The sequence below is a fragment of the Alkalibacillus haloalkaliphilus genome, assembly GCF_007991275.1.
Classification (GTDB): Bacteria; Bacillota; Bacilli; order Bacillales; family Alkalibacillaceae; genus Alkalibacillus; species Alkalibacillus haloalkaliphilus.
Genome location: NZ_BJYA01000013.1, coordinates 79,283 through 106,133 on the forward strand (window position 1 = coordinate 79,283; position 26,851 = coordinate 106,133).

Here is a 26,851-nt window from a genome sequence, read left to right on the forward strand (position 1 = left end):
CGCTCCTTTCTTAAAATGGCTTCGTAATCATTAAAATAATAATGATTATAAAAATCGTATTTTCCATGTATTCGATCCGATAAAGCCTTTGTGCTAACGGATAATAGTCTTTCGGTATTTCATCATCAGTCTGTTCGTTTAACAACGTTTTAATCGGTTTTGAATTACGTTTCAGTACTGTTGGCCCCATTGCTAAAGCAAATAAAAATAAGCCTAAACTGATTATGTACCAACCTTGCTCAAATAAAGCTGGGTTAATAAAGCCCATCCATAGCCCTGTAATTAAAAGTAACGATCCACCGACCATGACAAAGTAATGCAATTGACGTTTTACTTTATAGCCATGTTGTAATTCAGTTAAGTTCGTCGCAGACTTCGTGACACGAGTTAAAATAAAACCTGGACCCAATCCTATAATGGCTGAAATTATATGAATGAATACTAATATCTCGTATAAAGACAATGATGCACACCTCCATATCTATTATAACGCGAGTCGCTTTGTTATTCAGTGACAGACTACTTTTTTACTCGTACAATGATATAAGAGGAGTGAACATAATGCAAAAACTAGTATATGAACGGAATTGGGAAAACAATTTAGCTGAAAAAGACCGGAATTATATTGAGGAAATTTTTGATAACCTTTCTTTTGATCATAGTCGAAAGGTTGATTTTACATATTTATGGCAGGCTATCAATCACCGTGATGATCTACTCGTAACAGCGATCGTTCACAACTTAAGTGGAGAAGATGTGTTATTCAATGAAACAGTTGTGGAGTATGTAGGTGTAGCAAAAAATCAATTCTCACTTCCTGTTACTCTTAATGCTCATACATCAATGCCATGGACGTTTATTTTCCCATCTTATAAAAGTGCTGAGAAAGTAAGTGAGTTAGTTGCTCCGGAGCTTGAATAGAAGGGGGATTGCCGGATGGACGGGCATTATTGTCGGACAAACTCGCTTTATTGCCGAACGACTCACCCTTATTGTCGGACAAACTCACCTTAGTGTCGGACGGCGAGCACTTAATGCCGGACGACGCACTCTTACTGCCGAACAAAAACCCTTAATACACAAAAATCCCCTCAATTTGAGGGGATTTTGTCATCATATTAAAGCATTTCAGATACTGTCTTACCTTGTAAGAAGTTGTAAAGGTAGTCAGGTCCGCCTGCTTTAGAGTCAGTACCAGACATGTCGAAGCCACCGAATGGGTGGTAACCAACGATTGCTGCAGTACAACCACGGTTGAAGTATAAGTTACCAACGTGGAAGTCTTCACGAGCAATTTCTAAATGGTTACGGTTGTTTGAGATCACCGCTCCTGTTAGACCGTAATCTGTATTGTTTGCAATGTCGATTGCTTCGTTAAAGTCTTTTGCTTTAGTGATGCCGACGATTGGGCCGAAGATTTCTTCTTGCTGCATGCGAGAGTTTGGATCTAAGTCAGCGAAGACAGTTGGATTAATGTAGTATCCATTTGTATCATCGCCATCGCCCCCAATCATAAGGCGACCTTCTTTTTTACCAACATCCATGTAGCTCATAATTTTGTCATAAGCACCCTGATCGATTACAGCGCCCATGTAATAGTTCTTTTTAGACGTGTCACCAATATCAAGACCTTTTGTAATTTCAACAATACGGTCAAGCACTTCGTCGTAAACGTCTTGGTGAATAACCGCACGTGAACCAGAAGAACATTTCTGACCTGAGAAGTCAAAGGCAGATTGAACGATTGCTTGAGAAGCTAACTCTAGATCAGCTTCATTATCAACAACGATTGTATCTTTACCGCCCATTTCAGCTACTACACGCTTAAGCCATTTTTGACCTTCTTGTACTTTAGCTGCTTTTTCAAAAATGTTAACGCCTACTTCGCGTGAACCTGTGAAGCTTACAAAACGAGTTCTTGGGTGTTCTACTAAGTAGTCACCAACTTCGCTTCCGCTACCAGGGATGTAGTTAATAACTCCTGATGGCATACCCGCTTCTTCCATCACTTCCATAAATTTATAAGCGATAACTGGTGAGTTAGATGCAGGCTTTAATAATACTGTGTTACCAGTAACCATTGGTGAAACTGCTGTACCACACATAATTGCGAATAGTAAGTTCCATGGTGAAATGACAAGTCCAACACCTAATGGGATATAGCTAAAGCGGTTATTTTCAACCGGACGGCTATTAATTTCTTTACCTTCAGCAATTTCTAACATTTGACGTCCATAGTACTCAAGGAAGTCGATACCTTCAGCAACATCACCGTCAGCTTCTTTCCATGCCTTACCTGATTCTTTAATCGCCCAAGCGTTAAACTCATGCTTACGACGACGAACAATTGCAGCAGCACGGAATAGAATGTCTGCGCGCATTTCTGGTGTTGATTTGCGCCACCATTCGAACGTTTCGTCAGCTGTCTTCATAGCTTTTTCTGCTAACTCTTTATTTGCTTTAGAAACAGTACCAATTACTTCATTTTTGTTGTTCGGGTTAATTGAAGTAATCTTGTCATCTGTATAAATACGTTCCCCACCGATAATTAACGGGTAGTCTTGTCCAAGTTCTTGTTCAACTTGGTGTAGTGCTGCTTCTAATTCTTTAGCGTTTTCTTCTACTGTGAAATCTGTAAATGGTTCATGACGATACGGTTGTACCATGATAAAGCCTCCTCTTTACGATTTTACGCTAGTAATAGCGCTTCCATAATACATTTTAAACGAACATGCGAACCTAATCAAATATAAATCCTGTTTTATCCAACAAAAACGTGCTGCATTTCTTATCACACAGCACGTTAAAACCTTTTATTGAAAAATATGGTGAGTCACTTCTTCTTCTCCAGCTCTCCTAAATAACACCGCTTCTACTTCTGAAGGAGACTCAATCTTCACTTCAAGATCAAAGTATGGAGGGAAATGTTCGACCATTAATGAACTAATATGTTGCGTGAATCCGACAATTTCATGTTTACCGTTAAACTCAATTGGAATGTCTACATTCAAAGTACGTAGCTCGTCATCCTTATAATAACCTCTACCCACTACACCGACATAATTCGGGAAGAAGTCAGCTACACCACGTCTGAAGTCAACCATCATTTCTGAGTCTTCATAGTAGTCTTCATCAGCTTCATTAGATGGGAACAATACATTATTTTCATTCAACCCTTCCCATTCTAATGCGCCAGGGTTTAGCCCTTCATCTTCATCAATCGATAAATTGTTTAAATTAACAACGGTTTGTTGCACAAAATTTCCTGGAACGATTGCATTACGGTCATTTTCTCGATAAAGAGCAATTAAGATCGGTGTATCATCAAACTCTTCTAAACCTAACTCATCTAATTGAACTAAGATTTCTGCTGCAACACCTTCACCAACACTAAGCATTTCATCCATATCAATTGGAACTCCATATGTCGGACCGTAGTTGACACTGAATGCATACTCTGACTTTAAAGCAATTCCGATTGCAACGCCACCTAATTCTACACGATCTTCTCCTTCACGTACTAAAAAGTTTTGCTCAAGAATGTGAGAGAATACACGTGGATTAGCTTCTTGGTAATCTTCTAATTCCTCTGTAATCTGATCCTCCATACCCTCTAATTCGTCTAGTTCTTCACCAGTCGCATCCTCTTGTTCCTCAAGCACATCCTCGAGTTCTTCTTCTAAATCTTCTGGACGAGGTGGATTTAAATCATCAATAATATTAAAGACGTTACTTCGATCAAGGTGTTGCCCTTCTTGGAATAAATACTCATCCGGGTCAAAAACGCCTTTCGCTAATCGCGTTAACCCTTGTTCAAATTCATCAATATCATAACGGTTGGCCACTTGGTTTGTAATAGTACCTCGTGCAGCACCCGTTTGATAAGGTAAAATCATACGGTAATCATTTGTATCCAAACTATCTGGAGACACAATAAAACGTTGCTCTTCTTCTGGCTGTTGTTCTTCATCTGTCTCTTGCACAATTTCTTCATCAGTATCAAACGTTGGCGCACAAGCCGTTAACGTGATTAAGAAGAAGACCGATAAGCCTAGCAGTTTTTTCATCATTTCCACCCCCTAAGACTCAAACGATTGAATCATTTGAGCTTCATCCCATATTTCTACATTCAATTCTTTAGCTTTGTCTAATTTAGAGCCAGCATCTTCACCAGCAATTAGTAAGTCAGTCTTTTTACTTACACTACCTGTCACTTTTCCACCAAGTGTTTCAATTTTCGTCTTCGCTTCATTACGTGACATTTCTTCAAACTTACCTGTTAATACGATCGTTTTATCATAATATATTGATCCTTCATCGACTTCTACAACTTCACCTAAGTATTCCATATTCAAGCCTAATTGTTTCAGTTCTTCAATTAGTCGTTCAACTTGTTCCTGTTGGAAATAAGCAACAATGGATTGAGCCATTTTATCACCAATTTCAGGTACAGCCTCGACTTCTTCTTTGGAAGCTTCCATTAATTGATCCATCGTCTTAAAATGAGAAGCTAGCGTGTCAGCTGCTTTACTTCCGACAAAACGAATACCTAAGCCGAATAACAGTCGTTCTAATGAGTTTTCCTTCGATGTTTCAATCGCACTTAATAAGTTATCGACTGATTTTTGCCCCATTCTTTCAAGCGGAAGTAAATCATCCGGTGTAAGCTTATAAAGGTCAGCGATCGTTTTTATTAACTCATGGTCAAACAACTGCTCAATGACTTTCTCGCCTAAACCGTCAATGTTCATCGCATTACGTGAAACAAAGTGGATTAACGCTTCTTTTAACTGAGCTGGGCAATTTGGGTTGACACAGCGATACGCTACTTCACCGTCGACTTTTTCAATTGGCTCATCACACTCAGGACAAGTCTTCGGCATTCTAAATGGTTGTTCATCACCAGTCCGTTCATCTGTTACGACACGAACGACTTCAGGGATAATGTCACCGGCTTTTTTAACAATCACTGTATCATTGATTCGAATATCTTTATCAATAATTAAATCTTCATTGTGTAAAGAGGCACGTTGAACTGTTGTGCCGGCCACTTGAACTGGCTCTAAAATAGCTGTTGGCGTAACCGCACCAGTACGGCCTACACTTAATTCAATGTCATATAATTTCGTAACCGCTTCTTCTGCTGGAAATTTATACGCAATCGCCCAACGTGGACTTTTGGCTGTGAACCCTAGTTCTTGCTGTAAATCGATTGAATCAACTTTAATAACGATTCCATCGATCTCATAATTTAATTCGCTTCGTTTAATCGTCCAGTCTTCTGTATATTGAATGACATCTTCAATCGTATCAAAAACTTTCGTCTCTTGATTCGTTTTAAACCCTAACTGCTTCATATATTGAAGTTGTTCACTATGAGAAGTTGTCGTTGCCGCTTCCCACTCACCAACACTATATAAGAAAATATCTAAGTTACGATTCGCTGCTATTTTCGGGTCTAATTGGCGTAATGAACCTGCTGCAGCGTTACGCGGGTTGGCAAATGGCTCTTCCCCCACCTGTTGACGCTGCTCATTCATATTAAGAAACGACCTCTGGGGCATAAATGCTTCGCCACGCACTTCAATCGTTTCTTCTTCGCGAATTTTCAAAGGGATACTTTTAATCGTTCTTAAGTTTTGTGTAATATCTTCACCTGTTTTGCCGTCTCCTCGCGTTGCACCTTGGACGAATTGACCGTTTTCATAACGAAGAGAGACAGCTAGTCCATCTATTTTTAGCTCACACACGTAACGAACATTATTTCCAACACGCTCTTTAATCCGTCTATCGAAATCTCTTAAATCTTGTTCATTAAAAGCATTACCTAAACTTAACATCGGGACACGGTGATCTACTTTATGAAACTGGTCAAGTGGTTTGCCACCAACACGTTGAGTTGGAGAATCGTTCGTTAGAAATTCTGGAAATTCTTCTTCTAGTTTTATAAGTTTGTGTAGTTGTTGGTCATAGTAAGCATCAGAGACAGTCGGCTCATCTAAAACGTGATACTCATAGTTGTATTGATTGATTTCTTCTTTTAAGGCTTCTATTGATTGTCTTACTTCCTCACGGTTCATAGAAACGCCACTCCTCTTATATTTTTTCAACAGGGGCAAATTGTGCTAATAAACGCTTAATGCCTACAGGTGATGGAAACGCAATATCGACTTCCATGTCATCACCGCTACCTTCAACTTTTACAATTGTTCCTTCGCCCCACTTTTTATGCTTTACTTTGTCACCGACTTGGAAAAGTTGTGGCGATGAAGGTTTCTGTTTAATCGTTGCCGCTTTACGCTTAGGTTGAGCCGTTTGCGTCTGTGATGGCGACTCCAATTGACTGATAGCTTCTTCAAATGACTCATTCGATGACATCCCTTGTGAAAAGTCACCTTCTCGCTGTAATAAATCACTTGGTACTTCATCGATAAAACGACTCTTCTCATGAAATTGCGTGCGACCAAAGATTGTACGCATTGAAGCGTATGTTAAATATAGCTGTCTTTCAGCACGAGTAATACCTACATACGCTAGACGACGTTCTTCTTCCATTTCTTCTTCGTCAAAAAGTGAACGACTATGCGGGAACATATTCTCTTCTAATCCGATTAAAAAGACGACAGGAAACTCTAATCCTTTTGCTGCGTGTAACGTCATAAGCGTCACTTTATCTGTCGATTCATCATCTGTGTCGTCTAAATCGGACACTAACGCTAGATCAGTTAAAAAGGCGATTAACGTTGTGTCTTCACTCACTTCTTCAAACTGCTTCGTTACCGTTTTGAATTCTTCTAAGTTTTCCTGACGACCTTGCGATTCTAATGACTTGTCTTGTCTTAACATCTCTTCATAACCAGATTTCTCTAACACTTCATCAACTAAATCTGTCACACTAAAAAACTCTTGCTGTTTTTGAAAGTTTTCAATCATGTGCCTAAAAGTCTGCAATTGCTGGGCCGCTTTTTTACTAACGCCGATTAGTGCAATATCTTGAATCGCCTCAAATAGTGATAAGTCATGCATTTCAGCGTGTAATTGCAACTTCTCAATTGACGTCTTACCAATACCACGTTTCGGAACATTGACGACTCGCATAAAACTAATGTCATCATTAGGGTTTGCAATTAATCTTAAGTAGGCTAACAAGTCTTTAATTTCTTTACGATCATAGAACTTCGTGCCGCCAATAATTTGATATGGAACACTAGATTTAACGAAAACGTCCTCCATCGCACGAGATTGAGCATTCGTACGGTACAGAATGGCAATATCTTCGTAACTATATTCACCTTCATTTACAACCTCTTGAATTTGATCGATAACATAACGCGCTTCTTGACGTTCATCACGTGCTTCAAATAGGCGGATCGTGCTCCCATCTTCATTATCAGTCCAAAGTTCTTTCGGTTTACGCGAGATATTATTTTCAATAACATCATTTGCTGCTTGCAGAATCGTTTTCGTTGAACGATAGTTTTGCTCTAAAAGGATTGTTCTAGCATCAGGGTAGTCATTTTCAAATGATAAAATGTTATATATGTCAGCACCACGCCATTTATAAATCGACTGGTCTGAGTCACCAACGACACATAAGTTGTTAAAACGTTCAGCTAACTTTTGCACGAGTTTATACTGTGCTTTGTTCGTATCTTGGTACTCATCAACGTGAATGTATTGGAATCGATTTTGATAAAAGCGTAACACTTCAGGTACACGGTCAAATAAGAAAAACGTCTCCATAATTAAACTATCAAAATCTAAAGCACCATTTTTCCTTAAAAGTGTTTCATAAGTATCATAAATTGAAGCAATCTTCTCCTCATGATAGTTATTCGCCTGTTGCTTCATCACTTTAGGTGTGATGAGCTGGTTTTTCGCCGAACTAATCGCAAATTGAATCGAACGAGGATCATATTGTTTAGGATCTAAATCTTGAATCCTTAACGCTTCTTTAATCGCTGTCTTTTGATCTGTCGCATCATAAATTGCAAAGTTACGATTAATACCAATTCGGTCACCATCACGGCGTAAAATACGAACACAAAGCGAGTGGAAGGTCGACATAATAATGTCTTTAGCATCATCTCCAACTAGCTTTTCAACACGTTCTTTCATTTCCCTCGCTGCTTTATTCGTAAATGTAATCGCTAAAACATTATATGGTTGAACCCCTTTTTCAGCTAAAAGGTATGCAATTCGATGAGTTAAAACACGCGTCTTACCACTACCAGCACCAGCCATCACAAGCAAAGGGCCTTCTGTATGCTTCACTGCTTCTTTCTGTTCGGTATTCATTGAATTTAATATTTCTTTCATCGTCATGCCCATGACTATACCACCTTTTTACTTTTCTACCTTTTTAACAGCATGAACAGTTCTTAATGCCGCTTTTAAATCTTCATATATGACATCGCCAACAACGACAACATCAGCATAAGCTGCCATTTCACTTGCTTGTTCTTTCGATCTGATCCCGCCACCGTAAATTAATGTCGTGTTATTTAATTCATCACTTACTTGCTTGACTAACTCAGGATCTCCATATGTACCACTATATTCTAAATACATGAAAGGTAAATGCATCAAATGTTCGATTAACTGTGCATAAGCAACAACATCTTCTGTCGTCACTTCTTTTGAGTTCGTATATTGGAAAGCTTTCGAATCAGGATTTAACATAACATACCCTTCCATCATCAACTCTTCCCATTCAATTAAGTCACCATATTCTTTAACTGCATCAATGTGTAAATCAATCATCCACTTCTTATCTTGCGTATTTAATACTGTTGGAATGAAATAAAAATCAAAGCCAGGCGTAATAGAAGGAAGATTAGACACTTCTAATACACACGGAACAGAATAACGTCTTACACGTGCTAATAAATTAAGAACATCGTCTAATGTAACACCATCTGTCCCACCGATCATCACTGCATCAGTATCCGATTCACACAATGATTCTAAAGCTTCGTCATCTATTGTTTTATTAGGATCAAGCTTAAATATATGTCGCCAATTTTGATAATCTTCAATCACGTTGATTCCTCCATCGTTTGTTCCTAACCTTACCTATTATATCAAAAATCAACCCTAACTTTCATTGAACATCGTATTAAATCTCGTAAAACTCATAGTGAAAGTTGAGAAACGTTTTTGGGTATGCTAATATAAGTTAGACAAAATCATAATGGTTTATTTACTGTGAAGGATTAATAGTAGCTATACCCTCTACTACTCAAGCGATTCAGGGATGGTGTGAGCCTGAAGTAAGGTATCAGTGAAACGGCAGTCTGGAGTAGATTGATTGAAAGTGGTCGTGCATATAGCACTTCAATCAGGGTGGAACCGCGGGAATAACACTCTCGTCCCTGAGCTAAGCAATTAGCTCAGAGGCGGGAGTTTTTTGTTTATATAAAATGTTACTAGGAGGTACTAACATGGCACAAGATATGGAACATATTGTTAACCATTGTAAGCACAGAGGGTTTATTTTCCAAGGGTCTGAAATTTACGGCGGCCTAGCAAACACTTGGGATTACGGCCCACTAGGTATTGAGCTAAAGAAAAACTTAAAAGATGCTTGGTGGAAAAAGTTCGTCCAAGAATCACCTTATAATGTCGGTTTAGATGCAGCCATTTTAATGAACCCTAAAACGTGGGAAGCAAGTGGTCACTTAGGTAACTTTAACGACCCAATGATCGACTGTAAAGACTGTAAATCACGTCACCGTGCGGACCATATTATCGAAGATCATTTTGAAGCAAAAGGTGATGAGCGTGTAGTTGACGGCTTGCCTTTTGAAGAATTAGAAAAGATTATTAACGAAGAAGGAATTGTATGCCCTACATGTGGTTCAGCTAACTTCACTGAAATTCGTCAATTTAACTTAATGTTTAAGACGTATCAAGGTGTTACAGAAGATTCTTCTGACGAAATTTACATGCGTCCTGAAACAGCACAAGGAATCTTCGTTAACTTCAAAAATGTTCAACGTACGATGCGTAAAAAGCTTCCATTCGGTATTGCTCAAATTGGTAAAAGCTTCAGAAATGAAATTACACCTGGTAACTTCATTTTCCGTACGCGTGAATTCGAACAAATGGAAATGGAGTTCTTCTGTAAACCTGGTGAAGAGAAAGAATGGTTTACATACTGGTTAGACTTCTGTCATAACTGGTTAACTAGCTTAGGACTTGATGAAGATAAAGTCCGTCGTCGTGAACATGACGAAGATGAATTATCTCACTACAGTAATGCGACAACTGACTTAGAATATCAATTCCCATTTGGTTGGGGCGAGCTGTGGGGTATTGCGTCTCGTACTGATTATGACTTAAAACAACACGCTGAACATTCAGGTGAAGATATGGAATATATCGACCAACAAACAAATGAACGTTACATTCCGTATGTCATTGAGCCATCATTAGGTGCTGACCGTTTAGCGTTATCATTTTTAACAAATGCTTATGAAGATGAAGAGCTTGAAGATGGTTCTACGCGAACTGTGATGCATTTCCATCCAGCAGTAGCACCATATAAAGCAGCGATTTTCCCATTATCTAAGAAGTTATCTGAAGAAGCTCAAGAAGTATTCCAAGACTTGGCGAAGGACTTCATGGTTGATTACGACGAATCAGGATCAATCGGTAAACGCTACCGCCGCCATGATGAAATTGGAACACCTTATTGCATTACGTATGACTTTGATTCAAAAGAAGATGGACAAGTAACTGTTCGTAACCGTGACACAATGGAACAATCACGCATGCCAATTGCAGAACTAAAGTCGTTCCTACAAGAAAAAGTGAGTTATTAAACAAAAGCTCCCCAGCCTCTATTGAGACTGGGGAGCTTCTTTATAGCTACTACATTAAATAATGAATCATTGAAGTCGCAATCGTAAAGTAAATGAGTAATCCCATAATATCGTTTAACGTTGTAATAAATGGACCTGATGCGACTGCAGGGTCAATTTTAAATTTATCAATGATTAACGGTATGATTGAACCAGTTAAAGTTGAAATGCTCAATGTTAATAATATTGACGTACCAACAACACCAGCTAATGCTAAATTTTGATCATAAAAAATTATAATTAAAATGGCAAGTGTAACTGCACTTCCTAAACCAATCATAACTCCTGTGAAAAATTCACGCCTTAACACACGCCACACATTACGTTTATCAAACGTACCAATCGCTAAGTTACGCACCATAACCGCAAGTGACTGTGTACCTGTATTACCAGCTGAGTCCATAATTAACGGGATAAATGCAGCTAAAATAACAATGGCTTCTAACGTTTCCTCGAACTGGCCAATCACTTCAGCTGTAATTAGGCCCAAAAACATTAACATAATAATCCACGGTGCACGCTTCTTTGCTGCATCCCATGCTGTAACGTCTGTACCTGTAGCACCTCTTACCGCTGAAATTTCTCCGAAGTCTTCTGTGGCCTCTTCTTCAATAACATCAAGAATGTCATCGACCGTAATAATACCAACTAATTTATTGTCATCTGTAATAACTGGAACAGCCAAAAAGTCATACTTCTGAATTAACCGTGCAACTTCCTCTTGGTCTTGGTTAACTTTAACTGAAACAACTCGTGTGCTCATCACATCTTCAATATTAACTTCAGGTTCGTTTGTTATTAAATCTCTTAACGAGACAACCCCTACTAAAGAACCTTCAGTATCAGTGACATAAATGTAGTAAATTGTTTCAGCTTCAGGCGCTTCATCACGAAGACGTGACATAACACTTTGTACGGTATCAGTCGTTTTAATCGCAATATATTCTGTTGCCATAAGAGCACCAGCTGTTTCTTCTTGGTACTCCATAATCTTCTTAACTCGCTTTGCTGCCACTTGGTCCATTTCTCCCAATGCAGCATTAACGTCTTGTTCACTTAATTCTGTTAAATAATCGGCAACGTCATCTGAAGCCATCTCATTTAACGTCGCAATCCACTTATTGCGATCCATTTCATCCATTACATTTTTCTGTTCGTCAATTTCTAACCCTTGTAAAATATCTGCTAACTGCTCAGGTGTAAGAACAGAATACACTTTCTGGCGTAACCTTTTATCGTCTAACTTTTGAAACCAGTCCACCTGATCCTGAATATGAAGTGATTGTAATGATTCTTGAAATAAATCTAATTTATTTTCTTCTAAATAATCTTTTAACTGTTGGAATAAGTTAGACTTATTCACACGACGCATCATCATTGTAGAGCCTCCTTTTGATTAGCCCCCACCTGTCAAAGTGATAGGGGGTGAATATAATTTGCTTGTTAAATATTGATTGAAGTTAAAACTCGAATCGGGATCCATATCCCCCATCACCTCCTGATGCATCTCGTTAGGTTAGGGTCCATAATTAATATTAATTTCCCTAATTTAGCCAAAAATAAAGCTCTCTTTCCTCAAACATGGAGAAAAGAGAGCTCTCTTATGAAAAAGTCAATGATAACAATATCCGACCTTCTCCTCCATTCGTTTGAGCTTTAGCACTGAACGGCATAGGACTTAGTCCAGCTACGTTAAAAACCACCTTAAGTCGATGGTTCTTGTTGACCCATTGGCGTCTTTGGACGTTTTTGGGCAGTAGCGTATCTCCGAACAGGAGCCTCACCTAACGAGGATTATCAAATTTTCCTTTTATAGAATACATGATATGCATTCCCTAGTCAATTGGTGTTTAAACATTTTTTAATGAATGACCTAATAGACTTTACACTTGTTCTATGCTATCTTTACGGTAATTAACGCTATTGTTTGATTAGATTTGAGGGTTCAAATTTGAAAACATATTTTATCAATGTCATTGCTGTTGCAATTGGGGGCGCACTTGGAGCAATTCTCCGCTTCAGTGTTGACTTACCACTTTACGATACATATTTTCCGATTAATACGATTATTGTTAACTTAATCGGAAGTTTAATACTCGGTACTCTTACAGCAATTTATATTATTAAAGATACACGAGAATGGATTAAGGCTGGTTTAGGTGTAGGCTTTTGTGGTGGGTTTACGACGATGTCTGCTCTTGCTAACGATGCATTTGTGCTCATTGAAAACGGGGATATTCTTTTGTTCACGTTATACTTATTCATTTCATTTATTGGCGGTATCGGATTAGCTGTTTTAGGTTATGTTTCGTTAATGAAATGGAAAGCAGGTGATCCGTCATGAGTATCACGTTAGTGGCAATCGGAGGAGCTATTGGAGCCGTCTTGAGATACTTACTAGGCTTATTCATTATGAGTAACCGAAAAAAAGAAGGACTTCCCACTGCTATGTTAATCGTAAATCTAGTGGGTTCGTTAGGTTTAGGTTTGTTCATCGGTGTTTATAACCCAGGGTCTGAACCGTTACAAAATCCACTATACTTATTATTTAGCATTGGTTTTTTCGGTGCTTTTACGACCTTCTCAACATTTAGTGTTGAAGCTATGCAACTGATCCAAAAGCGTCAGTTAAAGCTTTTTTGGACGTACGTATTAATGAGTGTTTTAGGTTCTATCATTCTTTTTGGTTTAAGCGTGGCTGTCACAGTACAATTAGCCTAGTTAATATACAAAACCCGAATGAAATCACTTTTGACTTCGTTCGGGTTTATCTTTTTAGCTCCGCTCCATCAAAATGCTCCGCTTTCCGTGGGCGGCTGTTGAGCCCCCTCGTGCTACGCACTGCGGGGTCTCACCCTGGCCTTTGCTCCCACAGGAGTCTACGCATTTTGATTCCGCTAAGAGATTGCTTAACTAAGCTGAAATGCCAATTACTGTGTTTCCACCACACTCCAACCCTTTTGTCTTATCTTTTTTTGGATTAGATTTACTTTTCGTTTTTCTTTTCTTCATGAACTCGGTCTAATACTAATTCATACGCATCGTTACCGTAATTCAGGCAACGTTTTACGCGGGAGATTGTTGCAGTTGATGCACTCGTCTCCTCTTCAATCTTTTGATACGTATGCCCTTCACGAAGCATGCGAGCAACATCTAAACGTTGAGCTAATGCTTGTACTTCATTCACAGTAGCTACATCATCAAAAAATCGATAACACTCTTCTACATCTTTTAACTGCAAAATAGCTTCAAATAATTGGTCTAGCTCTCTACCTCTTAATTTATCAATTTGCATTGCGATTACCTCCTCATTACTCGTATGTAACTGCTTCTAACAACCCAGGTGATGTCGGAATAACATTAACCCACGTCTGACCTGGTACAAGTTCAACTTCTTCCCCATCTATTGTTGGTACCATAATGTCATTAACAGTTTGCCACTCAATTTCCTTAATAGTACCTTGTTGCAGCAAGTAACCATTACCTCCTGATTCAATGTCGATATCTCTTCTTCCAACATCATCGATGACACGGTGGTCTGTTTCATAAATTAACACATTATCCAAAACAACAGGCTCATTTGTATCTAAATCTACAGACTGTTCGCCATCACTATACCTTAAGTACCCATCTTCAGACTCATCAAATTGATAAGACACCCGAGTATTACTTGCATAGCTGATTTCCACTTGTTCAGCCGTTTCTCCATCAATTTCTTCTACATCAGATAATGACATGAAATTTAATGAATCATGCTCTTGCTCAACATTAATATTATTACGTGTTGCCACATCATAGGCATTCTCTAGCATAACATAAGAATCGTGTGGCGCGCTTCTATGATTTGCACGTTTGAATAAAAACTGATCATTATCATAATAAGCACCATTCAAATTCGTGACCCAACCAGCTCTTAAATCTTCTTCAATAAAATCGGCCGCCCCATGATATACATAAATGGCACCATGGTTTTTCGCCGTTTCTATATAATATGAGCGGGCACTTCTTACAGGGCCGACTTCTTCAGGAATATTACTATGATATAAGGCCAACAACCTTGTTATATCGCCTTCAGCTAAAAATTCATAAACGATATCAGCATGAACTAATCCTGTTTGAGGTCTTGCCGCAGGATGATTATTTACTTGTACAGCTAAAGTTCTCCTGTCAAACTCCTGATCAGCTTCCTCACCCGTTAGTGGGAACGTAAATTCAGGATCCACATATTCTTCTTCCTCTTCAACTTCTTCTTGTTCTTCGGTGTCATTTTCTTCAGGTGTTTCTTCTTGTTCTAAACTTTCGTCTTCCCCGTTACATGCTACTAACACTAGTAAAAGTGCTATAGCGAGCACTAATAACCTTTTGTTCATCCTCAACACCCTTTATTGTTTATATACTAACATTTTAACGCATAACAGAAGGAAAAAGTATCTCTTTTTTCTTAACATCCATAAGTCCTTTTGGTGTTATGCGAATATATGGCAAATGAGTCGATGACAAAAACAACAATGTATAAATAGGATCACTATATTGATATCCATTTGCAATAAGCAACTGTTTTAACTCTTTCTCCTTAACCATAAGTTCATCCATTTGTAAGTCCGTCATGACACCTTGTAGTGGTAGAGGAAGTTCAAAAATAACTTCACCATCTTTCACAACGACAATTGCACCACCTAACTCTTTCATGCGTTCAAAAGCCATACTCATATCACGCTTATCTTTACCAACTAACACGATATCTCCTGTATTTGAATAAGAGCTTACTAAACCACCAATTTCAGTTGTAAACCCTTTTAAAAAGGAAGAAATTCGCCAATTACCTTCACGGTCTACTAGCATGACATAAGCAATATCGTGTGTCGTTGGAAGCTTTTGTGTTTGTGATTCTGACTTAACTGGATACGGCTTCATAATGACATCATTTAACATATCCATACCTAATGGAGAGGAGAACAATAAATCATCTGCCCTTAATTCCCAGTCTATACTTAAATTACCTAACCCATAGTTTTCCCATTTAATATCAGGATTGCGGTTTTTAAAAGCATAACCTTCAAAATTAATCCACTCACCTTTAGCCAACACTTTGACTGGTGTTGGTTGATTTTTTTCTTCTAGGAAGTTAATATGCGCAACACGTCCAGGCGCAATGCTTCCTAACCGATCACCTAATGAAAAATAATGAGCGGCATTAATCGTTGCCATCGCATACGCTTCTTCTAATGGAACACCTGTCTCTAATGCAATTTCAATACAACGATCAATGACACCTTGTTCATAGAAAGAAGGTGTGGAACCATCTGTTGTAAAAAATAAATAATTATAAAAGTCACCTTCATATTCCTTTAACTCTTCAAGCATTTTAGGTAAATCAGGTCGAATAGATGAATAACGTAAGCCAGCATAATAGCCAAGCTTCACACGGCTATAAACTTCTTTAGCAGAAATGGACTCATGATCACCATCAGTACCAAGCAATTTCATTTTCGTCAGCGTCTTCTCAGATGCCCCAGGAAAATGCCCTTCAACGACTTTCCTCATTCGTTTTGCCTCTTGCATCCAATACAAGCCACGATCGTCCTCAGTTAAAATCTCTGGCCAATTAGTCAGCTCTCCACCTTGAATGACCGCTTCATGTTCTAACCATTCAACAACGGCATCATCGTCTAAAAAGCCCTCTTCATCACGCAGTTCAGATTGCGAATCAAAGCGAGCCCACCAAAACATGGATACCGGCAAGTTTTGCATATCATCCAATAAAGAAAACGCTTTCTTTTTGTTCAATAATAATAACAACATTAAGTTGTCATTGACTAATGTTGTTGTCCCTCTTTTTGATGCATATTCAGCTAGTGAGTGGGGATTATATAACTGAAATGGATGAGCATGTGCTTCAATATATCCAGGAACTAAATATTGACCTGAACAGTCTACAACTTCTGTTTGTTTTGAGATTTGATCTGGAAGCTGGTCTCCAACGTAAACAATACGGTCTTCATAAATCCAAATGTGGCCTGATAACCACTTCTTTAAGTACACGTTTAAGTAAGTGGCATTTTTTAAGATGATTGTTGGTGCCACTTCACCATCAACGACGGCAGTATGTTCTCGAAGTTGTTTATTTCGCCATCTATACAAATGTTCTTTCATGATCTCATGCCTCCATTTATAAACGAACTATATCCACTTATGTAAAATTTTAATACATTAAATCTCTGAAGGGAAGGGTAAAATGGGAAAACAAAACATTGGTACAATAAACGCCATGGTTAGAATTACTTTCGGTTTATTTTTTATCACTTATGGGGCTGTAAGAGTTACTAAACGCCCTTGGAGCCAAAGATACTGGTTAATTATTTTAGTATCGGCTATGAAGGTTGCTGAAGGAATAGTAAAGTACTGCCCTGTGACTGACATGGTTAAGCAACAAGTGGAAACTAAATTTCCTTTTAGTTTAATGACAAGTTCAAATTCAAAATCGGATTCAAGTTCTAATGAAAGTTCGAATGCTAGTAGTCATTCAGAAAACGATCATTCAAGTAATTCAACAACAGATAAGGCTGAAGCTATTGAAAAAGCTGCTGAAAATATTAACCCGTCTTAAATAATCAAAACCCGAACGAAATTATATTTTTAATTCGTTCGGGTTTTGCTTTCTAACCATCGCTCCATCAAAATGCTTCGCTTTCCGTGGGCGGCTAATGAGCCTCCTCGTGCTACGCACTGCGGGGTCTCATCCTGGCCTTTGCTCCCACAGGAGTCTACGCATTTTGATTCCGCTAAGTAACTGCTCAATTAAGGTTTAATCTTCATATTCTCACCATACTTAAACCCTTTTGCCTCAAACTTTATATGCTTAATCTTTTTTTACCGCTTCAAAGACTATGTCTTGTTGAATTGGTTCAGGATCTTCATTTTCACCTTGTTCTTGGAAAACTGGTTTTTCTATTCTTTTAATAGGTGTAAAACCGTCTTCTTTCATTTGATCTAAACAGGCATCGATTGATTTAAACTCACTCACTCTGTATTTTTTCTTCTTCACGCTTTAATCGACTCCCTCTTACTTTCTTAACCCAGAACCCGCCGTGAATTTGCCTCGGTTCATATGCGACGATAAATGCTTTAGGGTCTATATCTTTAATCACTTCATACAACATAAGCTCATATTTTCTTGGAGTTAAAACTTGTATCGCTAATCGGTCACCTTCCATACCGTAAGCATACCAACTCGTTACACCGTAACCTTTTTCACGAAGCGTTTCTGTAAATGGAATACTTGGGTCTGATGAAATTACATTAACTGTAATGTAACCAACGGCAAGCTTTTCTTCTACTTTCATACCGCTAATAACACCTAAACCGAAACCTAATGCGTATGCAACTAAATTTTGGACGTTTTCTAAGTTATCTAATACGAGGCCTAAACCTAACGTATAAGCAGTTATTTCGAAAACACCGACTGATGCTGCTATGTATTTTTGACCTTTTAGCGTAAAAATCATACGTACTGTCAGCAATGATACATAAACAATGTTAACACTAAAAATAATCAACAGCATTATTAAACCTGACTCTAACATTTCAAGACCCCCTTCTGTTTGCTGTAGATGAGACAAACACTAACGATATTGAATGTGCATATATTTATAGGTGAAAGAAGGTGTATAGTTATGAACCCATTTAGTCAATTTAACCATATGCACGATTGGAAAGATCAAATGGAACGGTTTTTCGGCGATTCTTTTTGGGACGAATTTGAGAGCACATTAAAACCGAACTTCCCTCCAGTTAATATTCTGCGCAAAGATTACGAAATCCTTTGCGTTTTCAATATTCCCGGAATTGATCATCTTAAACGAATTGATTGTCAGGTTAAAGATTATTCTCTTCTAATAAAAGGACAGATTAACATAAATGTCAAAGGATATGAAATGGTTCAGGAAGAATTAATACAAGGGAGCTTTGAACGTGTCATTGAGCTCCCTTGCAAGGTTAGGAAAGATAAGATTAGTGCCCGTTATGAACACGGGCTTGTATGGGTGAAGTTATATAAAGATGTCCATCAAGATGAGCGCGGACGTTCGATTAACATTCAAAAAGGTAAAAAGTAATTTTTACTCAGGGATAAAAATAAAGTACAAAATAAATATGACAAATAAAACGTACATGACTGGGTGGATTTCTTTTCCTCGTCCTTTTACAATCATCGTAATTGGATAGAAGATGAAACCAACAGCAATTCCTGTAGCAATACTATAAGTTAAAGGCATTGCGAGTAATGTAAAGAAAGCAGGAACCGCAATTTCAAACTTATCCCACTCAACATGGCGTAAGTTCGCTGCCATTAAAATACCAACGATAATTAAAGCTGGTGCTGTCACTTCTGCTGTTACAACTCCAAGTAAAGGAGAGAAGAAGAGAGCTAATAAGAACAATGCCGCCGTTACAACAGAGGCGAAACCTGTTCGTGCACCAGCACTGACACCTGTCGTTGACTCGATATAAGATGTCGTCGTAGAAGTACCTAAAATAGAACCAGCTACCGTTGCAGATGAATCAGAGAATAAAGCTTTGTTCGCTCTTGGTAGCTTGCCGTCTTTCATAAATCCACCTTGCGTAGCAACGGCTACTAAAGTACCACCTGTATCAAAGAAGTCTACGAATAAAAATGTCATAATAACAATTAACATTTGAATGGTGAATATTTCACCAAAGTTTTCAAAAGCTGCACCAAACGTAGGCTCTAAACTTGGTACCGTGCTAACTACATCGCTCGCCCCAGTTGGCGGGTCAATCAAGCCAACAAGCATACCAGCTACAGCAGTCGCGATCATACCATAGAATACACCACCTTTAAGACCTAACGTTAGTAAAATAACGGTCGCCACAACACCAAAAATCGCTAATAGTGTGTACGGATTTGTTAAGTCGCCTAAAGCTAAGTAAGTGTCAGGGTCAGATTCAATAATTCCAACGTTCGTTAAACCTATAAATGCAATAAATAAACCAATACCTGCACCGACTGCAAGCTTTAAATTGTTAGGAATAGCATTAATAACTTTTTCTCTAACACCAGTTAAAGTTAGAATCATAAAGATAACACCCGATGCTAAAACACCAGCTAAAGCTGTTTCCCATGGAATTCCCCACGTTAATACAACGGTATAAGCAAAGAATGCGTTTAATCCCATACCAGGGGCTAACGCAATTGGGTACTTTGCTACAAGACCCATAATTAACGTACCAACTGCTGCTGCTAAAGCTGTCGCCACAAAGACCGCTTCAGGATCCATTCTTGTCACACCTGCGGGCAATTCTTCAATATCCAATAAAGCTAAAACAGCTGGGTTTACGAATAATATATAAGCCATCGCTAGGAATGTCGTAACACCACCCATAATTTCGCGACGGTAATTCGTTCCCAGTTCTTCAAACTGAAAATACTTCTTCATCGTTTGTCCTCCCCCATTGTTGAAACACTAAAAAAACACCCTTGGCCGAAACCAAGAGTGCTACGAGGACATATTGCAATCAATCGTGTAATGAACTACCCGAATTACAGTCTACTAAACCTTCAATCGGTAATCTACTACACTAATCTATTATTGCCGTCACTCGTAGTCAGACCATTTACGGTAGTCCGGTAGAAACTCTTGGGCCATATCCCCAACATTATACGAAGTGTTTCATATTAATTTTTAAATGATATAGCTTAACTTTACAAACGATTAAACATTTAGTCAATACTTATTTCGACAAAATTTGTTTCGTTAACTGTCTCCAAGTTTGATAGAATTGATCAACCTCAGAAATTAGATCTTCTTCCCGGTAAACGAAACGCTCATAATACTGAGTTAACTCAGTCATTTGCTTATTACCTAACATACGGTCAACGTTATAAGCATACTCACGCAGCGTCTCGCCACTTTGGAATTGATATCCTTCTCTCTCTAACAATTTCAAGATAAACTGATACGAATTTGTAATTGTTTTAGCTGAAGGTTTTCGTTTTAGCTTTTGGTTTTTCCAGCTAGCTACTATTTTTGAACGATACATATAGATTAACCAGATTGTTAATAACGTCCCAATTGTTATAGCGAATAAATGTAGTAAGTTGAAGTTACTGTCTTGACCTCCAGAACCAACTGCTCCATCTTCTTCACTTTCATTACCTTCGTCTAATAAATCATCCAAATCAGATTGGTCATCATTCTCTGGAGCTTCTAACGGATCATCTTCGTTAGTATCTCCATCTAGTATGTCGTCTATCGATTCTCCGGTTGAGAAGTTCGCCTGGTTGTCGAAACCAACTGTCGGCTCAAAAGGTACCCAACCAACTTCAGGGAAGTAAACTTCTACCCAAGAGTGGGCATTATTATTTTGTACTTCAAAAACGTTAGATCCTTCACCTGGGAAAACGTCTTGTTGGAATGCACGCTCACCGCCTGTAAATCCTTTTGCCCATCTTGCGGGAATATCTAAACTTCTTAACATGACAACCATAGATGTTGAATAGTTATCGCAATAACCACGCTGTGTATCAAATAAAAACTGATCCACATAGTCTTCATCATCACTAGGAATCGCTACATCTGATGTCGCATATTCAAACCCACTGTCTTCAAAATAACTCTCGATAGCGCGAGCATAATCATAGCGGTTTTCATCAACGTCAGATACAATCTCTTCCGCTAAGTTTGACACTCTCTCTGGCAGATCATCCGGTAACTGCAAATATCTATCTGGCATTTCTTCTGATTCTTCATATTCAACTGACACTTCTCTCATTTCGTTTCTTGGAAAGTCAGGACGACCTGCTTCCAAAGAATACCCTTCTTCTACTAAATCCTGTTCCTCGTTAATTATTGATGCAAGCTCACCAGTCGTATGATTATAATAAAAACTAACACCATCAACTGTAGTTCCAACCGTCTCTGTGCCATAAAGATAAGGGATCTTATTTAAATGGCCAGGTTCAATAAATTGTAGTTCCGCTTCTGTCTCATTACGTTCTACACTTTCGCCGTAATCTGAAATATGTGGGAAGTGCCCACTTTCATTTGTCGTTGGTGTACCTTCATCTGAACGCACCCATCCATGGCCTGTATATTCATCTTTCGTTTCGACTTTCCAATACCTTGGAGATGTAGCTGTCGCATAAAAGACAGTCGTATCATCCATTATAAAGCCGCCACCGAGACGGTCATCATGTTCACCATAGCCGACTCGATTAACGCCTCCACTACCTTCACCTGAACCAAAACCATTTTGTCCAGCTGCTTGGATAAACGATACTGGATCAGGCCACTGTGGTTCAAACTTAGGTGCCGCAAAACCGATCGCCGCACTTATAAAAACAACAATTGCCATTGGTGCAATCCATTTAGCCATCGTACGACTACTTGGCACTTTAATTTTCTCTTGATCTACAATTCTATTCAAATTAGCTAATATTAAAATTAACACACTAAAAATGAACACTCGTACAATGGCAACATTCCCATCGTAAAGTGTAAATGTGTCTAGTGCTGTTACATATACAAACGTTAATAGAACAAAAGAAAAAGGACGTTTAACGACGACAAACCAATAATAAAGTAAATAACTCATCATCCATAATAAGATTAAAAACAATAATGTTCTAAAAACAGGTGTTAATTCAATCCAACTTTGACCTAAGAGTGCTTGAGTGCTTAGTTGTAGATCAACTAAAAGCTCCCCTAACCAAGCCAATGAGAAAAATGACGGTTCATAAAATATATAGTTTAATAGAAACATCAATCCTGCGAGCTTTATAAAAGGAGCAATCCACATAGGTAACTGAATTAACGAAATGACAAAACAGAACACAATATAAATAATAAATAAATGTGTTCCGCCAGTATCTGTTACTTGTCCTAATGGTAAAACCCACTCCATTAATAACAGCATACTGCCAATATATAAAGCTATTCCAACCCATTTACTGGAACTCATATCTTTTAAACGCATTAGGCGTTCACCTCAATATGTCTTCTTACTAAGCGGTCTTCATTTAGCCATGACACTTTTACACCCGAATAGTGCAACTGATCCATTCCAACTCTTTCTTCATGACTAATTAGGTGTTTACTTCTAATGAAAATAATGTGCACATCAACTTGTTGCTGTTTAAGCTGCATAATCGTCTTATTAGTGGCTGGTGATAATTCATGCGTCACTACCACTAAATAACGATCTTTTGATAACTGCCACGCTTCACGTTTTAACTGCTGTGGAAAATGATCACCTTGAACAAGTTGGATTTGACTTAATAAACGTGTTAATTTTTCTAATGATTGTTTCCCATGTGATAACACAACTTCTTCTCGTGCTTGACCTAACGCAATAACAGATACATTACCATGGTCTTCATACGAGTGATTAGCAACAGCATGAGTCACTTCTACAGCCGCTTCAAACGCTAACCATAAGTTAAAATCATAAGAACTACCATTCAAAATAATCGATAAATCTTTATGCTTCTCTTCTTCAAACTCTTTTGTGACGAGCTCTTGTTTTCTCGCTGTTGTTTTCCAATCGATCCATGATAACTGGTCACCCGGTGCATAATCTCGCACACCGGATACGAGATTTGTATGATTAGCTGTTATAGTATAAGCTGACTGCTGACCTTCTTCAAAGGTTGACCTTTCAAGCTCTAATCTTAAAGACACTTCACCTGGTTCAACTAACACGGTTGTTTCAACATCGTAAGTTCTCTCTTTTCTAACTAGTCCCATCAAATCGCCCGTTATTAACTTAGCTTGACCAAACTCGTGACGTCCTCTAGGAATCGATTCTAAGTTATATTGATAGCTAATATTTCTTCGGAGAAACGGGAATACGATCGTTTTACTGTTTAGTCTACTTTTTAGTTTATTAGGGTTGGATAGAAAACGATATTTATGATGTCTCGTGTCGTGCCAAGTCAACATTTCAGGAACCCCATCTTCTACAACTAAGTAAAAAATAGGTACAGGTAATATACGTTTAATATTAACCGTAACGTTCAACGTTTGCCCTGCTTGTAAGTAATGTTTACTAACTTGACGCTCAACTTTGACAAATTTCATCGGATAAAAAATCATCATAATAGAATAAGCAAGAATGGGTAAAAAACTGAAAAATAAAAACCAACTGACAAACCCACCTTGAAACATTCCGTAAACAAACAATGTAACGGTCAACGCTAAAACTAAAATTAGCTTTAATACAAATTTCAACGAATTAGCCATTTACGATCCTCTCTCAATTGGAATCATCGTCTTTTTAATTAAATCTTCTAATACTTGTTTGTCTGTCTTACCTTCGAACTTCGCTTCTGACGTTAACAATAAGCGGTGCGATAACACGTGTGGTGCCATATACTTCACATCATCTGGCACTGTGTAATCACGTCCATGTATATAAGCATAAGCTTGAGCAGCTTTCATTAAAGCAATCGAAGCACGCGGGCTTGCTCCCAACTGGATCAGAGGGTTTTTACGCGTGTTTGATACAATCTCAACGATATACTTTTTAACCGAGTCACTTACATGAACATCGCGAACTTCATTTTGCTTCTCTAAAAGCTCACCTCTTGTCATTACTGGCGTTAACGTATCAATTGGATGCACATTCGCAGTACGGTCTAACATCGTAATCTCTTCTTGCTTAACGGGGTAACCCATTTTTAATTTCAGTAAAAAACGATCGAGTTGTGCTTCCGGTAACGGATAAGTCCCTTCATATTCGATCGGGTTCTGTGTAGCCAATACGAAAAAAGGATCATTTAACCTCATCGTCACACCATCAACTGTGATGTGTTTCTCCTCCATACTTTCTAGAAGAGCTGACTGTGTCTTTGGCGACGTACGGTTAATTTCATCAGCAAGGACGATATTACCCATAATCGGCCCAGGTTGGAATTCAAATTTCATCTCTTTTTGATTATAAATAGAAACACCTGTTACATCAGACGGTAATAAATCAGGTGTAAATTGAATTCTACTAAACTGTAAATCAACTGATTTCGCTAACGCTCGAACTAGCATTGTCTTACCAACACCAGGAACGTCCTCTAATAAAACGTGACCTTGAGCAAGTAGTGCAACAATTGTTAATTCAATTGCATCACGTTTACCAACCATAACTCGTTCGATATTTTCTATTAACTCGTTAACTTTAGTTTGTTGTCCGGTCATTTGCTGGTTCATTACTACAACCTCCCAAAATTGTCATAACATTTCGCTAATTCAATCTTACTATAAAATGATTGATTAATGTGAGACAAATTATACATATTATAGCAAATTTTCTAGAATTCTAGGAAACTATTTTGGTTTTTCAACATTATAACCAAGTTTCTTCATATTTTCGCGATAATTACGACACTGTTCTTTGAAACATTTTGGTTTAAAGTCCTTAGGCAATTGGTCTTTAAACTTTTCATAACAGAAACAACGGTCCATCTCCATCACCTTACCCTTTGTCTACTTCTTATTATCGTAACACGGAATGCAAAAGTAGTTGTAGATTGAGTTAAGGCTTCACCAAATTAAAAAAACCGACCAGTAATTAAACTGATCGGCGCTTTCAAGTTACTCTGCATCGACTCGGTTAAAGAAAGTGAATGAGTATAAGGCAGCTATACCAACAACGACGTATATAATACGTGAAAGAACTGAGTCCATTCCACCAAATATGGCACCAACTAAATCCCAACCGAATAATCCGAAGATGAGCCAGTTCAATCCACCTATAATCAATAAAGCTAAAGCAGTTTTGTTCATTTCCATACCACCTTTCTTGTTGACAGTCATTTGTTGAAAAACCTAAAAATACCTTGTATGGAGTATTATTTTACTCTTTGCGAAAATTATACATAACCAGTTTAGCGTCATCTATTCTCTTCTAAAAACCGTTCAATACTTTTTTGGTTTTCTAAATACGTTTCTTTGCCTAATTGAATTAATTCATCAATATATTTTATTTCATCAAAAGAAATTTCTTTGCCTAAATCCTTATTTATACGGAGATAACGATCATTGAGGAGTAGCTTACAATGATAAGAAGTCGATTCAGAGGATAAATGAAGAACTAAATCTAACAATTTCGGTGTCACTTTCATCGTTAACAAATGGAAAGGAAGCCACTGCTTTAGTCCCCAATCTTTTTCCTTTTCAATATTAAATTCAATATCTTGCAGTCCAGTCCCAAGTGATAATATTTTTATATCACCAATGTCTCGTTTGAAGTGGTGAATGGCTTCTGTCATACCAACTAAAGAAGGATTATTAGACCACAAACCACCATCAATTGATATTTGATTACTAATATTGTTCGGCGGAAAATAGATCGGAGCTGAACAAGATGAAAGAACCGCATCCCATAACTTAATGTTTGAGCTTTCACTTTGGTCATGACCATAATTTGAACGGTAAATATACGGCTTACCGTGAGTCACATCTACCGATGGAATGAGCAGTGGCTTTTGAATATCTTGAAGTGAATAATCGCCAAATGCTTTTTGGAAGAAGTAGCGTAAATATCGGTCACCATAAACACTTTTAAACAGACCAATTTTCGATTGGCGTTTAAAAATCTTTTTCCCATACTTTTTATAATATCCCATTACATCTGCCATATTTTTGTTTAATACAATTGAAGTGCCAATGATTGAACCTGTACTCGCTCCTGTAATGACATCAAAATGTTCACCTACTCGGACCCCATATTCTTCCTCTATTAATTGTAAAATCGCAATAGCAAACACACCCCGAATGCCACCACCATCTATGCTTAAAATTTTCATATGTAGTCACCTTTATTATGGATTGTAAACCCCTCAACATAACCTTACCCTTTCCAATTTAATGGCACTTATGTGTTAACAATCATTGGTAAAAAAAAAGAACCCTCGAACATAAGGATTCTTCAAGTATTGATCAATCATTGCGTAAATACCTTATACTTAATGAGAA

24 protein-coding genes and 2 riboswitches are annotated in these 26,851 nt (G+C 38.0%); of the genes, 6 read left to right on the forward strand and 18 right to left on the reverse strand.

Features of this window, described 5'->3' with window-relative positions; translation table 11 throughout:
- Positions 1 to 10 precede the first annotated feature (10 nt).
- The gene (locus AHA02nite_RS09840; RefSeq protein WP_146816839.1) at positions 11 to 463 is read right to left on the reverse strand and encodes a DUF2269 family protein; all 453 of its coding nucleotides are present in this window, start codon (positions 461 to 463) and stop codon (positions 11 to 13) included.
- A gap of 98 nt (positions 464 to 561) precedes the next feature.
- On the opposite strand from AHA02nite_RS09840, the gene AHA02nite_RS09845 reads away from it, so the two are divergent.
- Complete coding sequence (locus AHA02nite_RS09845; protein ID WP_170236050.1) at positions 562 to 921, forward strand: SLAP domain-containing protein; 360 nt, start codon at positions 562 to 564, stop codon at positions 919 to 921.
- 197 nt (positions 922 to 1,118) lie between these two features.
- On the opposite strand, the gene pruA is transcribed toward AHA02nite_RS09845, so the two are convergent.
- The 5 genes from pruA to pcrB form a co-directional block, all read right to left on the reverse strand.
- Positions 1,119 to 2,666: an L-glutamate gamma-semialdehyde dehydrogenase gene (pruA, locus tag AHA02nite_RS09850; RefSeq protein ID WP_146816842.1), complete on the reverse strand. Its 1,548-nt coding sequence runs from the start codon at positions 2,664 to 2,666 to the stop codon at positions 1,119 to 1,121.
- Positions 2,667 to 2,813: 147 nt separating this feature from the next.
- Positions 2,814 to 4,067 carry a CamS family sex pheromone protein gene (locus tag AHA02nite_RS09855; protein ID WP_170236051.1) on the reverse strand — a complete coding sequence of 418 codons (1,254 nt, stop codon included), beginning with the start codon at positions 4,065 to 4,067 and terminating at the stop codon, positions 2,814 to 2,816.
- Positions 4,068 to 4,079: 12 nt separating this feature from the next.
- On the reverse strand, positions 4,080 to 6,080 hold the full coding sequence (gene ligA, locus AHA02nite_RS09860; protein WP_146816846.1) for an NAD-dependent DNA ligase LigA: 2,001 nt from the start codon (positions 6,078 to 6,080) through the stop codon (positions 4,080 to 4,082).
- A 16-nt stretch (positions 6,081 to 6,096) separates the two neighbouring features.
- A complete protein-coding gene (pcrA, locus tag AHA02nite_RS09865) occupies positions 6,097 to 8,331 on the reverse strand; it encodes a DNA helicase PcrA (protein WP_146816848.1) in 2,235 nt (744 codons plus the stop codon).
- A gap of 15 nt (positions 8,332 to 8,346) precedes the next feature.
- Positions 8,347 to 9,039, reverse strand: a complete 693-nt coding sequence (gene pcrB, locus AHA02nite_RS09870) for a heptaprenylglyceryl phosphate synthase (protein WP_146816954.1) — start codon at positions 9,037 to 9,039, stop codon at positions 8,347 to 8,349.
- A gap of 404 nt (positions 9,040 to 9,443) precedes the next feature.
- Here pcrB and AHA02nite_RS09875 point away from each other — a divergent pair, with 404 nt between their 5' ends.
- Positions 9,444 to 10,826: a glycine--tRNA ligase gene (locus tag AHA02nite_RS09875; RefSeq protein ID WP_146816850.1), complete on the forward strand. Its 1,383-nt coding sequence runs from the start codon at positions 9,444 to 9,446 to the stop codon at positions 10,824 to 10,826.
- 49 nt (positions 10,827 to 10,875) lie between these two features.
- Here AHA02nite_RS09875 and mgtE read toward each other — a convergent pair whose 3' ends face one another.
- The gene (gene mgtE / locus AHA02nite_RS09880; protein ID WP_146816852.1) at positions 10,876 to 12,243 is read right to left on the reverse strand and encodes a magnesium transporter; all 1,368 of its coding nucleotides are present in this window, start codon (positions 12,241 to 12,243) and stop codon (positions 10,876 to 10,878) included.
- A 254-nt stretch (positions 12,244 to 12,497) separates the two neighbouring features.
- A riboswitch (M-box (ykoK) riboswitch) is annotated at positions 12,498 to 12,664 on the reverse strand.
- 152 nt (positions 12,665 to 12,816) lie between these two features.
- Between mgtE and AHA02nite_RS09885 the strand changes: the two genes are divergently transcribed.
- Positions 12,817 to 13,209: a fluoride efflux transporter FluC gene (locus AHA02nite_RS09885; protein WP_170236052.1), complete on the forward strand. Its 393-nt coding sequence runs from the start codon at positions 12,817 to 12,819 to the stop codon at positions 13,207 to 13,209.
- Positions 13,206 to 13,586 carry a fluoride efflux transporter CrcB gene (gene crcB, locus AHA02nite_RS09890; protein ID WP_146816856.1) on the forward strand — a complete coding sequence of 127 codons (381 nt, stop codon included), beginning with the start codon at positions 13,206 to 13,208 and terminating at the stop codon, positions 13,584 to 13,586. The genes AHA02nite_RS09885 and crcB overlap by 4 nt, the downstream gene beginning before the upstream one ends.
- Before the next feature lie 265 nt (positions 13,587 to 13,851).
- Here crcB and AHA02nite_RS09895 read toward each other — a convergent pair whose 3' ends face one another.
- From AHA02nite_RS09895 to AHA02nite_RS09905, 3 genes are read right to left on the reverse strand one after another with little or no spacing between them, the layout of a single operon-like run.
- A complete protein-coding gene (locus AHA02nite_RS09895) occupies positions 13,852 to 14,160 on the reverse strand; it encodes a YerC/YecD family TrpR-related protein (protein WP_017187227.1) in 309 nt (102 codons plus the stop codon).
- Between the two features lie 16 nt (positions 14,161 to 14,176).
- Entirely contained in the window at positions 14,177 to 15,235 is a 1,059-nt protein-coding gene (locus tag AHA02nite_RS09900) for a DUF3048 domain-containing protein (RefSeq protein ID WP_146816858.1), read from the reverse strand.
- A gap of 34 nt (positions 15,236 to 15,269) precedes the next feature.
- Complete coding sequence (locus AHA02nite_RS09905) at positions 15,270 to 17,018, reverse strand: adenine deaminase C-terminal domain-containing protein (RefSeq protein WP_146816860.1); 1,749 nt, start codon at positions 17,016 to 17,018, stop codon at positions 15,270 to 15,272.
- An 82-nt stretch (positions 17,019 to 17,100) separates the two neighbouring features.
- Between AHA02nite_RS09905 and AHA02nite_RS09910 the strand changes: the two genes are divergently transcribed.
- Positions 17,101 to 17,472: a YgaP family membrane protein gene (locus AHA02nite_RS09910; RefSeq protein WP_146816862.1), complete on the forward strand. Its 372-nt coding sequence runs from the start codon at positions 17,101 to 17,103 to the stop codon at positions 17,470 to 17,472.
- Positions 17,473 to 17,724: 252 nt separating this feature from the next.
- Here AHA02nite_RS09910 and AHA02nite_RS09915 read toward each other — a convergent pair whose 3' ends face one another.
- Both AHA02nite_RS09915 and AHA02nite_RS09920 read right to left on the reverse strand, forming a co-directional pair.
- Positions 17,725 to 17,889, reverse strand: coding sequence for an NETI motif-containing protein (locus AHA02nite_RS09915; RefSeq protein ID WP_146816864.1), 165 nt, complete (start codon positions 17,887 to 17,889; stop codon positions 17,725 to 17,727).
- Positions 17,882 to 18,448 (reverse strand): DUF2179 domain-containing protein, encoded by a 567-nt coding sequence (locus tag AHA02nite_RS09920; protein WP_146816866.1) that lies wholly within the window; start codon positions 18,446 to 18,448, stop codon positions 17,882 to 17,884. The genes AHA02nite_RS09915 and AHA02nite_RS09920 overlap by 8 nt, the downstream gene beginning before the upstream one ends.
- Before the next feature lie 90 nt (positions 18,449 to 18,538).
- Between AHA02nite_RS09920 and AHA02nite_RS09925 the strand changes: the two genes are divergently transcribed.
- On the forward strand, positions 18,539 to 18,979 hold the full coding sequence (locus AHA02nite_RS09925) for an Hsp20/alpha crystallin family protein (protein WP_170236053.1): 441 nt from the start codon (positions 18,539 to 18,541) through the stop codon (positions 18,977 to 18,979).
- A 3-nt stretch (positions 18,980 to 18,982) separates the two neighbouring features.
- Here AHA02nite_RS09925 and AHA02nite_RS09930 read toward each other — a convergent pair whose 3' ends face one another.
- The 6 genes from AHA02nite_RS09930 to AHA02nite_RS09955 all read right to left on the reverse strand — a co-directional run bounded on the left by AHA02nite_RS09930 (position 18,983) and on the right by AHA02nite_RS09955 (position 26,682).
- Positions 18,983 to 20,320: an NCS2 family permease gene (locus AHA02nite_RS09930; protein ID WP_146816870.1), complete on the reverse strand. Its 1,338-nt coding sequence runs from the start codon at positions 20,318 to 20,320 to the stop codon at positions 18,983 to 18,985.
- Positions 20,321 to 20,466: 146 nt separating this feature from the next.
- Positions 20,467 to 20,569, reverse strand: a riboswitch (purine riboswitch).
- Positions 20,570 to 20,615: 46 nt separating this feature from the next.
- Entirely contained in the window at positions 20,616 to 22,859 is a 2,244-nt protein-coding gene (locus tag AHA02nite_RS09935) for a transglutaminase TgpA family protein (RefSeq protein WP_146816872.1), read from the reverse strand.
- Positions 22,859 to 24,124 carry a DUF58 domain-containing protein gene (locus AHA02nite_RS09940; protein ID WP_146816874.1) on the reverse strand — a complete coding sequence of 422 codons (1,266 nt, stop codon included), beginning with the start codon at positions 24,122 to 24,124 and terminating at the stop codon, positions 22,859 to 22,861. The genes AHA02nite_RS09935 and AHA02nite_RS09940 overlap by 1 nt, the downstream gene beginning before the upstream one ends.
- The gene (locus AHA02nite_RS09945) at positions 24,125 to 25,084 is read right to left on the reverse strand and encodes an AAA family ATPase (RefSeq protein WP_146816876.1); all 960 of its coding nucleotides are present in this window, start codon (positions 25,082 to 25,084) and stop codon (positions 24,125 to 24,127) included.
- Between the two features lie 384 nt (positions 25,085 to 25,468).
- On the reverse strand, positions 25,469 to 25,660 hold the full coding sequence (locus AHA02nite_RS09950) for a DUF378 domain-containing protein (protein WP_146816878.1): 192 nt from the start codon (positions 25,658 to 25,660) through the stop codon (positions 25,469 to 25,471).
- 107 nt (positions 25,661 to 25,767) lie between these two features.
- Entirely contained in the window at positions 25,768 to 26,682 is a 915-nt protein-coding gene (locus AHA02nite_RS09955; protein WP_146816880.1) for a CBASS cGAMP-activated phospholipase, read from the reverse strand.
- Between the last annotated feature and the right edge of the window lie 169 nt (positions 26,683 to 26,851).

What these genes read in the sequence shown, in the direction of transcription:
- AHA02nite_RS09845 (WP_170236050.1), top strand. Translation starts at nt 562, where the DNA reads ATGCAAAAACTAGTATATGAACGGAATTGGGAAAACAATTTAGCTGAA.
- pruA (WP_146816842.1), bottom strand. Translation starts at nt 2,666, where the DNA reads ATGGTACAACCGTATCGTCATGAACCATTTACAGATTTCACAGTAGAA.
- AHA02nite_RS09855 (WP_170236051.1), bottom strand. Translation starts at nt 4,067, where the DNA reads ATGAAAAAACTGCTAGGCTTATCGGTCTTCTTCTTAATCACGTTAACG.
- ligA (WP_146816846.1), bottom strand. Translation starts at nt 6,080, where the DNA reads ATGAACCGTGAGGAAGTAAGACAATCAATAGAAGCCTTAAAAGAAGAA.
- pcrA (WP_146816848.1), bottom strand. Translation starts at nt 8,331, where the DNA reads ATGGGCATGACGATGAAAGAAATATTAAATTCAATGAATACCGAACAG.
- AHA02nite_RS09875 (WP_146816850.1), top strand. Translation starts at nt 9,444, where the DNA reads ATGGCACAAGATATGGAACATATTGTTAACCATTGTAAGCACAGAGGG.
- mgtE (WP_146816852.1), bottom strand. Translation starts at nt 12,243, where the DNA reads ATGATGATGCGTCGTGTGAATAAGTCTAACTTATTCCAACAGTTAAAA.
- crcB (WP_146816856.1), top strand. Translation starts at nt 13,206, where the DNA reads ATGAGTATCACGTTAGTGGCAATCGGAGGAGCTATTGGAGCCGTCTTG.
- AHA02nite_RS09895 (WP_017187227.1), bottom strand. Translation starts at nt 14,160, where the DNA reads ATGCAAATTGATAAATTAAGAGGTAGAGAGCTAGACCAATTATTTGAA.
- AHA02nite_RS09900 (WP_146816858.1), bottom strand. Translation starts at nt 15,235, where the DNA reads ATGAACAAAAGGTTATTAGTGCTCGCTATAGCACTTTTACTAGTGTTA.
- AHA02nite_RS09905 (WP_146816860.1), bottom strand. Translation starts at nt 17,018, where the DNA reads ATGAAAGAACATTTGTATAGATGGCGAAATAAACAACTTCGAGAACAT.
- AHA02nite_RS09910 (WP_146816862.1), top strand. Translation starts at nt 17,101, where the DNA reads ATGGGAAAACAAAACATTGGTACAATAAACGCCATGGTTAGAATTACT.
- AHA02nite_RS09920 (WP_146816866.1), bottom strand. Translation starts at nt 18,448, where the DNA reads ATGTTAGAGTCAGGTTTAATAATGCTGTTGATTATTTTTAGTGTTAAC.
- AHA02nite_RS09925 (WP_170236053.1), top strand. Translation starts at nt 18,539, where the DNA reads ATGAACCCATTTAGTCAATTTAACCATATGCACGATTGGAAAGATCAA.
- AHA02nite_RS09930 (WP_146816870.1), bottom strand. Translation starts at nt 20,320, where the DNA reads ATGAAGAAGTATTTTCAGTTTGAAGAACTGGGAACGAATTACCGTCGC.
- AHA02nite_RS09935 (WP_146816872.1), bottom strand. Translation starts at nt 22,859, where the DNA reads ATGCGTTTAAAAGATATGAGTTCCAGTAAATGGGTTGGAATAGCTTTA.
- AHA02nite_RS09940 (WP_146816874.1), bottom strand. Translation starts at nt 24,124, where the DNA reads ATGGCTAATTCGTTGAAATTTGTATTAAAGCTAATTTTAGTTTTAGCG.
- AHA02nite_RS09945 (WP_146816876.1), bottom strand. Translation starts at nt 25,084, where the DNA reads ATGAACCAGCAAATGACCGGACAACAAACTAAAGTTAACGAGTTAATA.
- AHA02nite_RS09950 (WP_146816878.1), bottom strand. Translation starts at nt 25,660, where the DNA reads ATGAACAAAACTGCTTTAGCTTTATTGATTATAGGTGGATTGAACTGG.
- AHA02nite_RS09955 (WP_146816880.1), bottom strand. Translation starts at nt 26,682, where the DNA reads ATGAAAATTTTAAGCATAGATGGTGGTGGCATTCGGGGTGTGTTTGCT.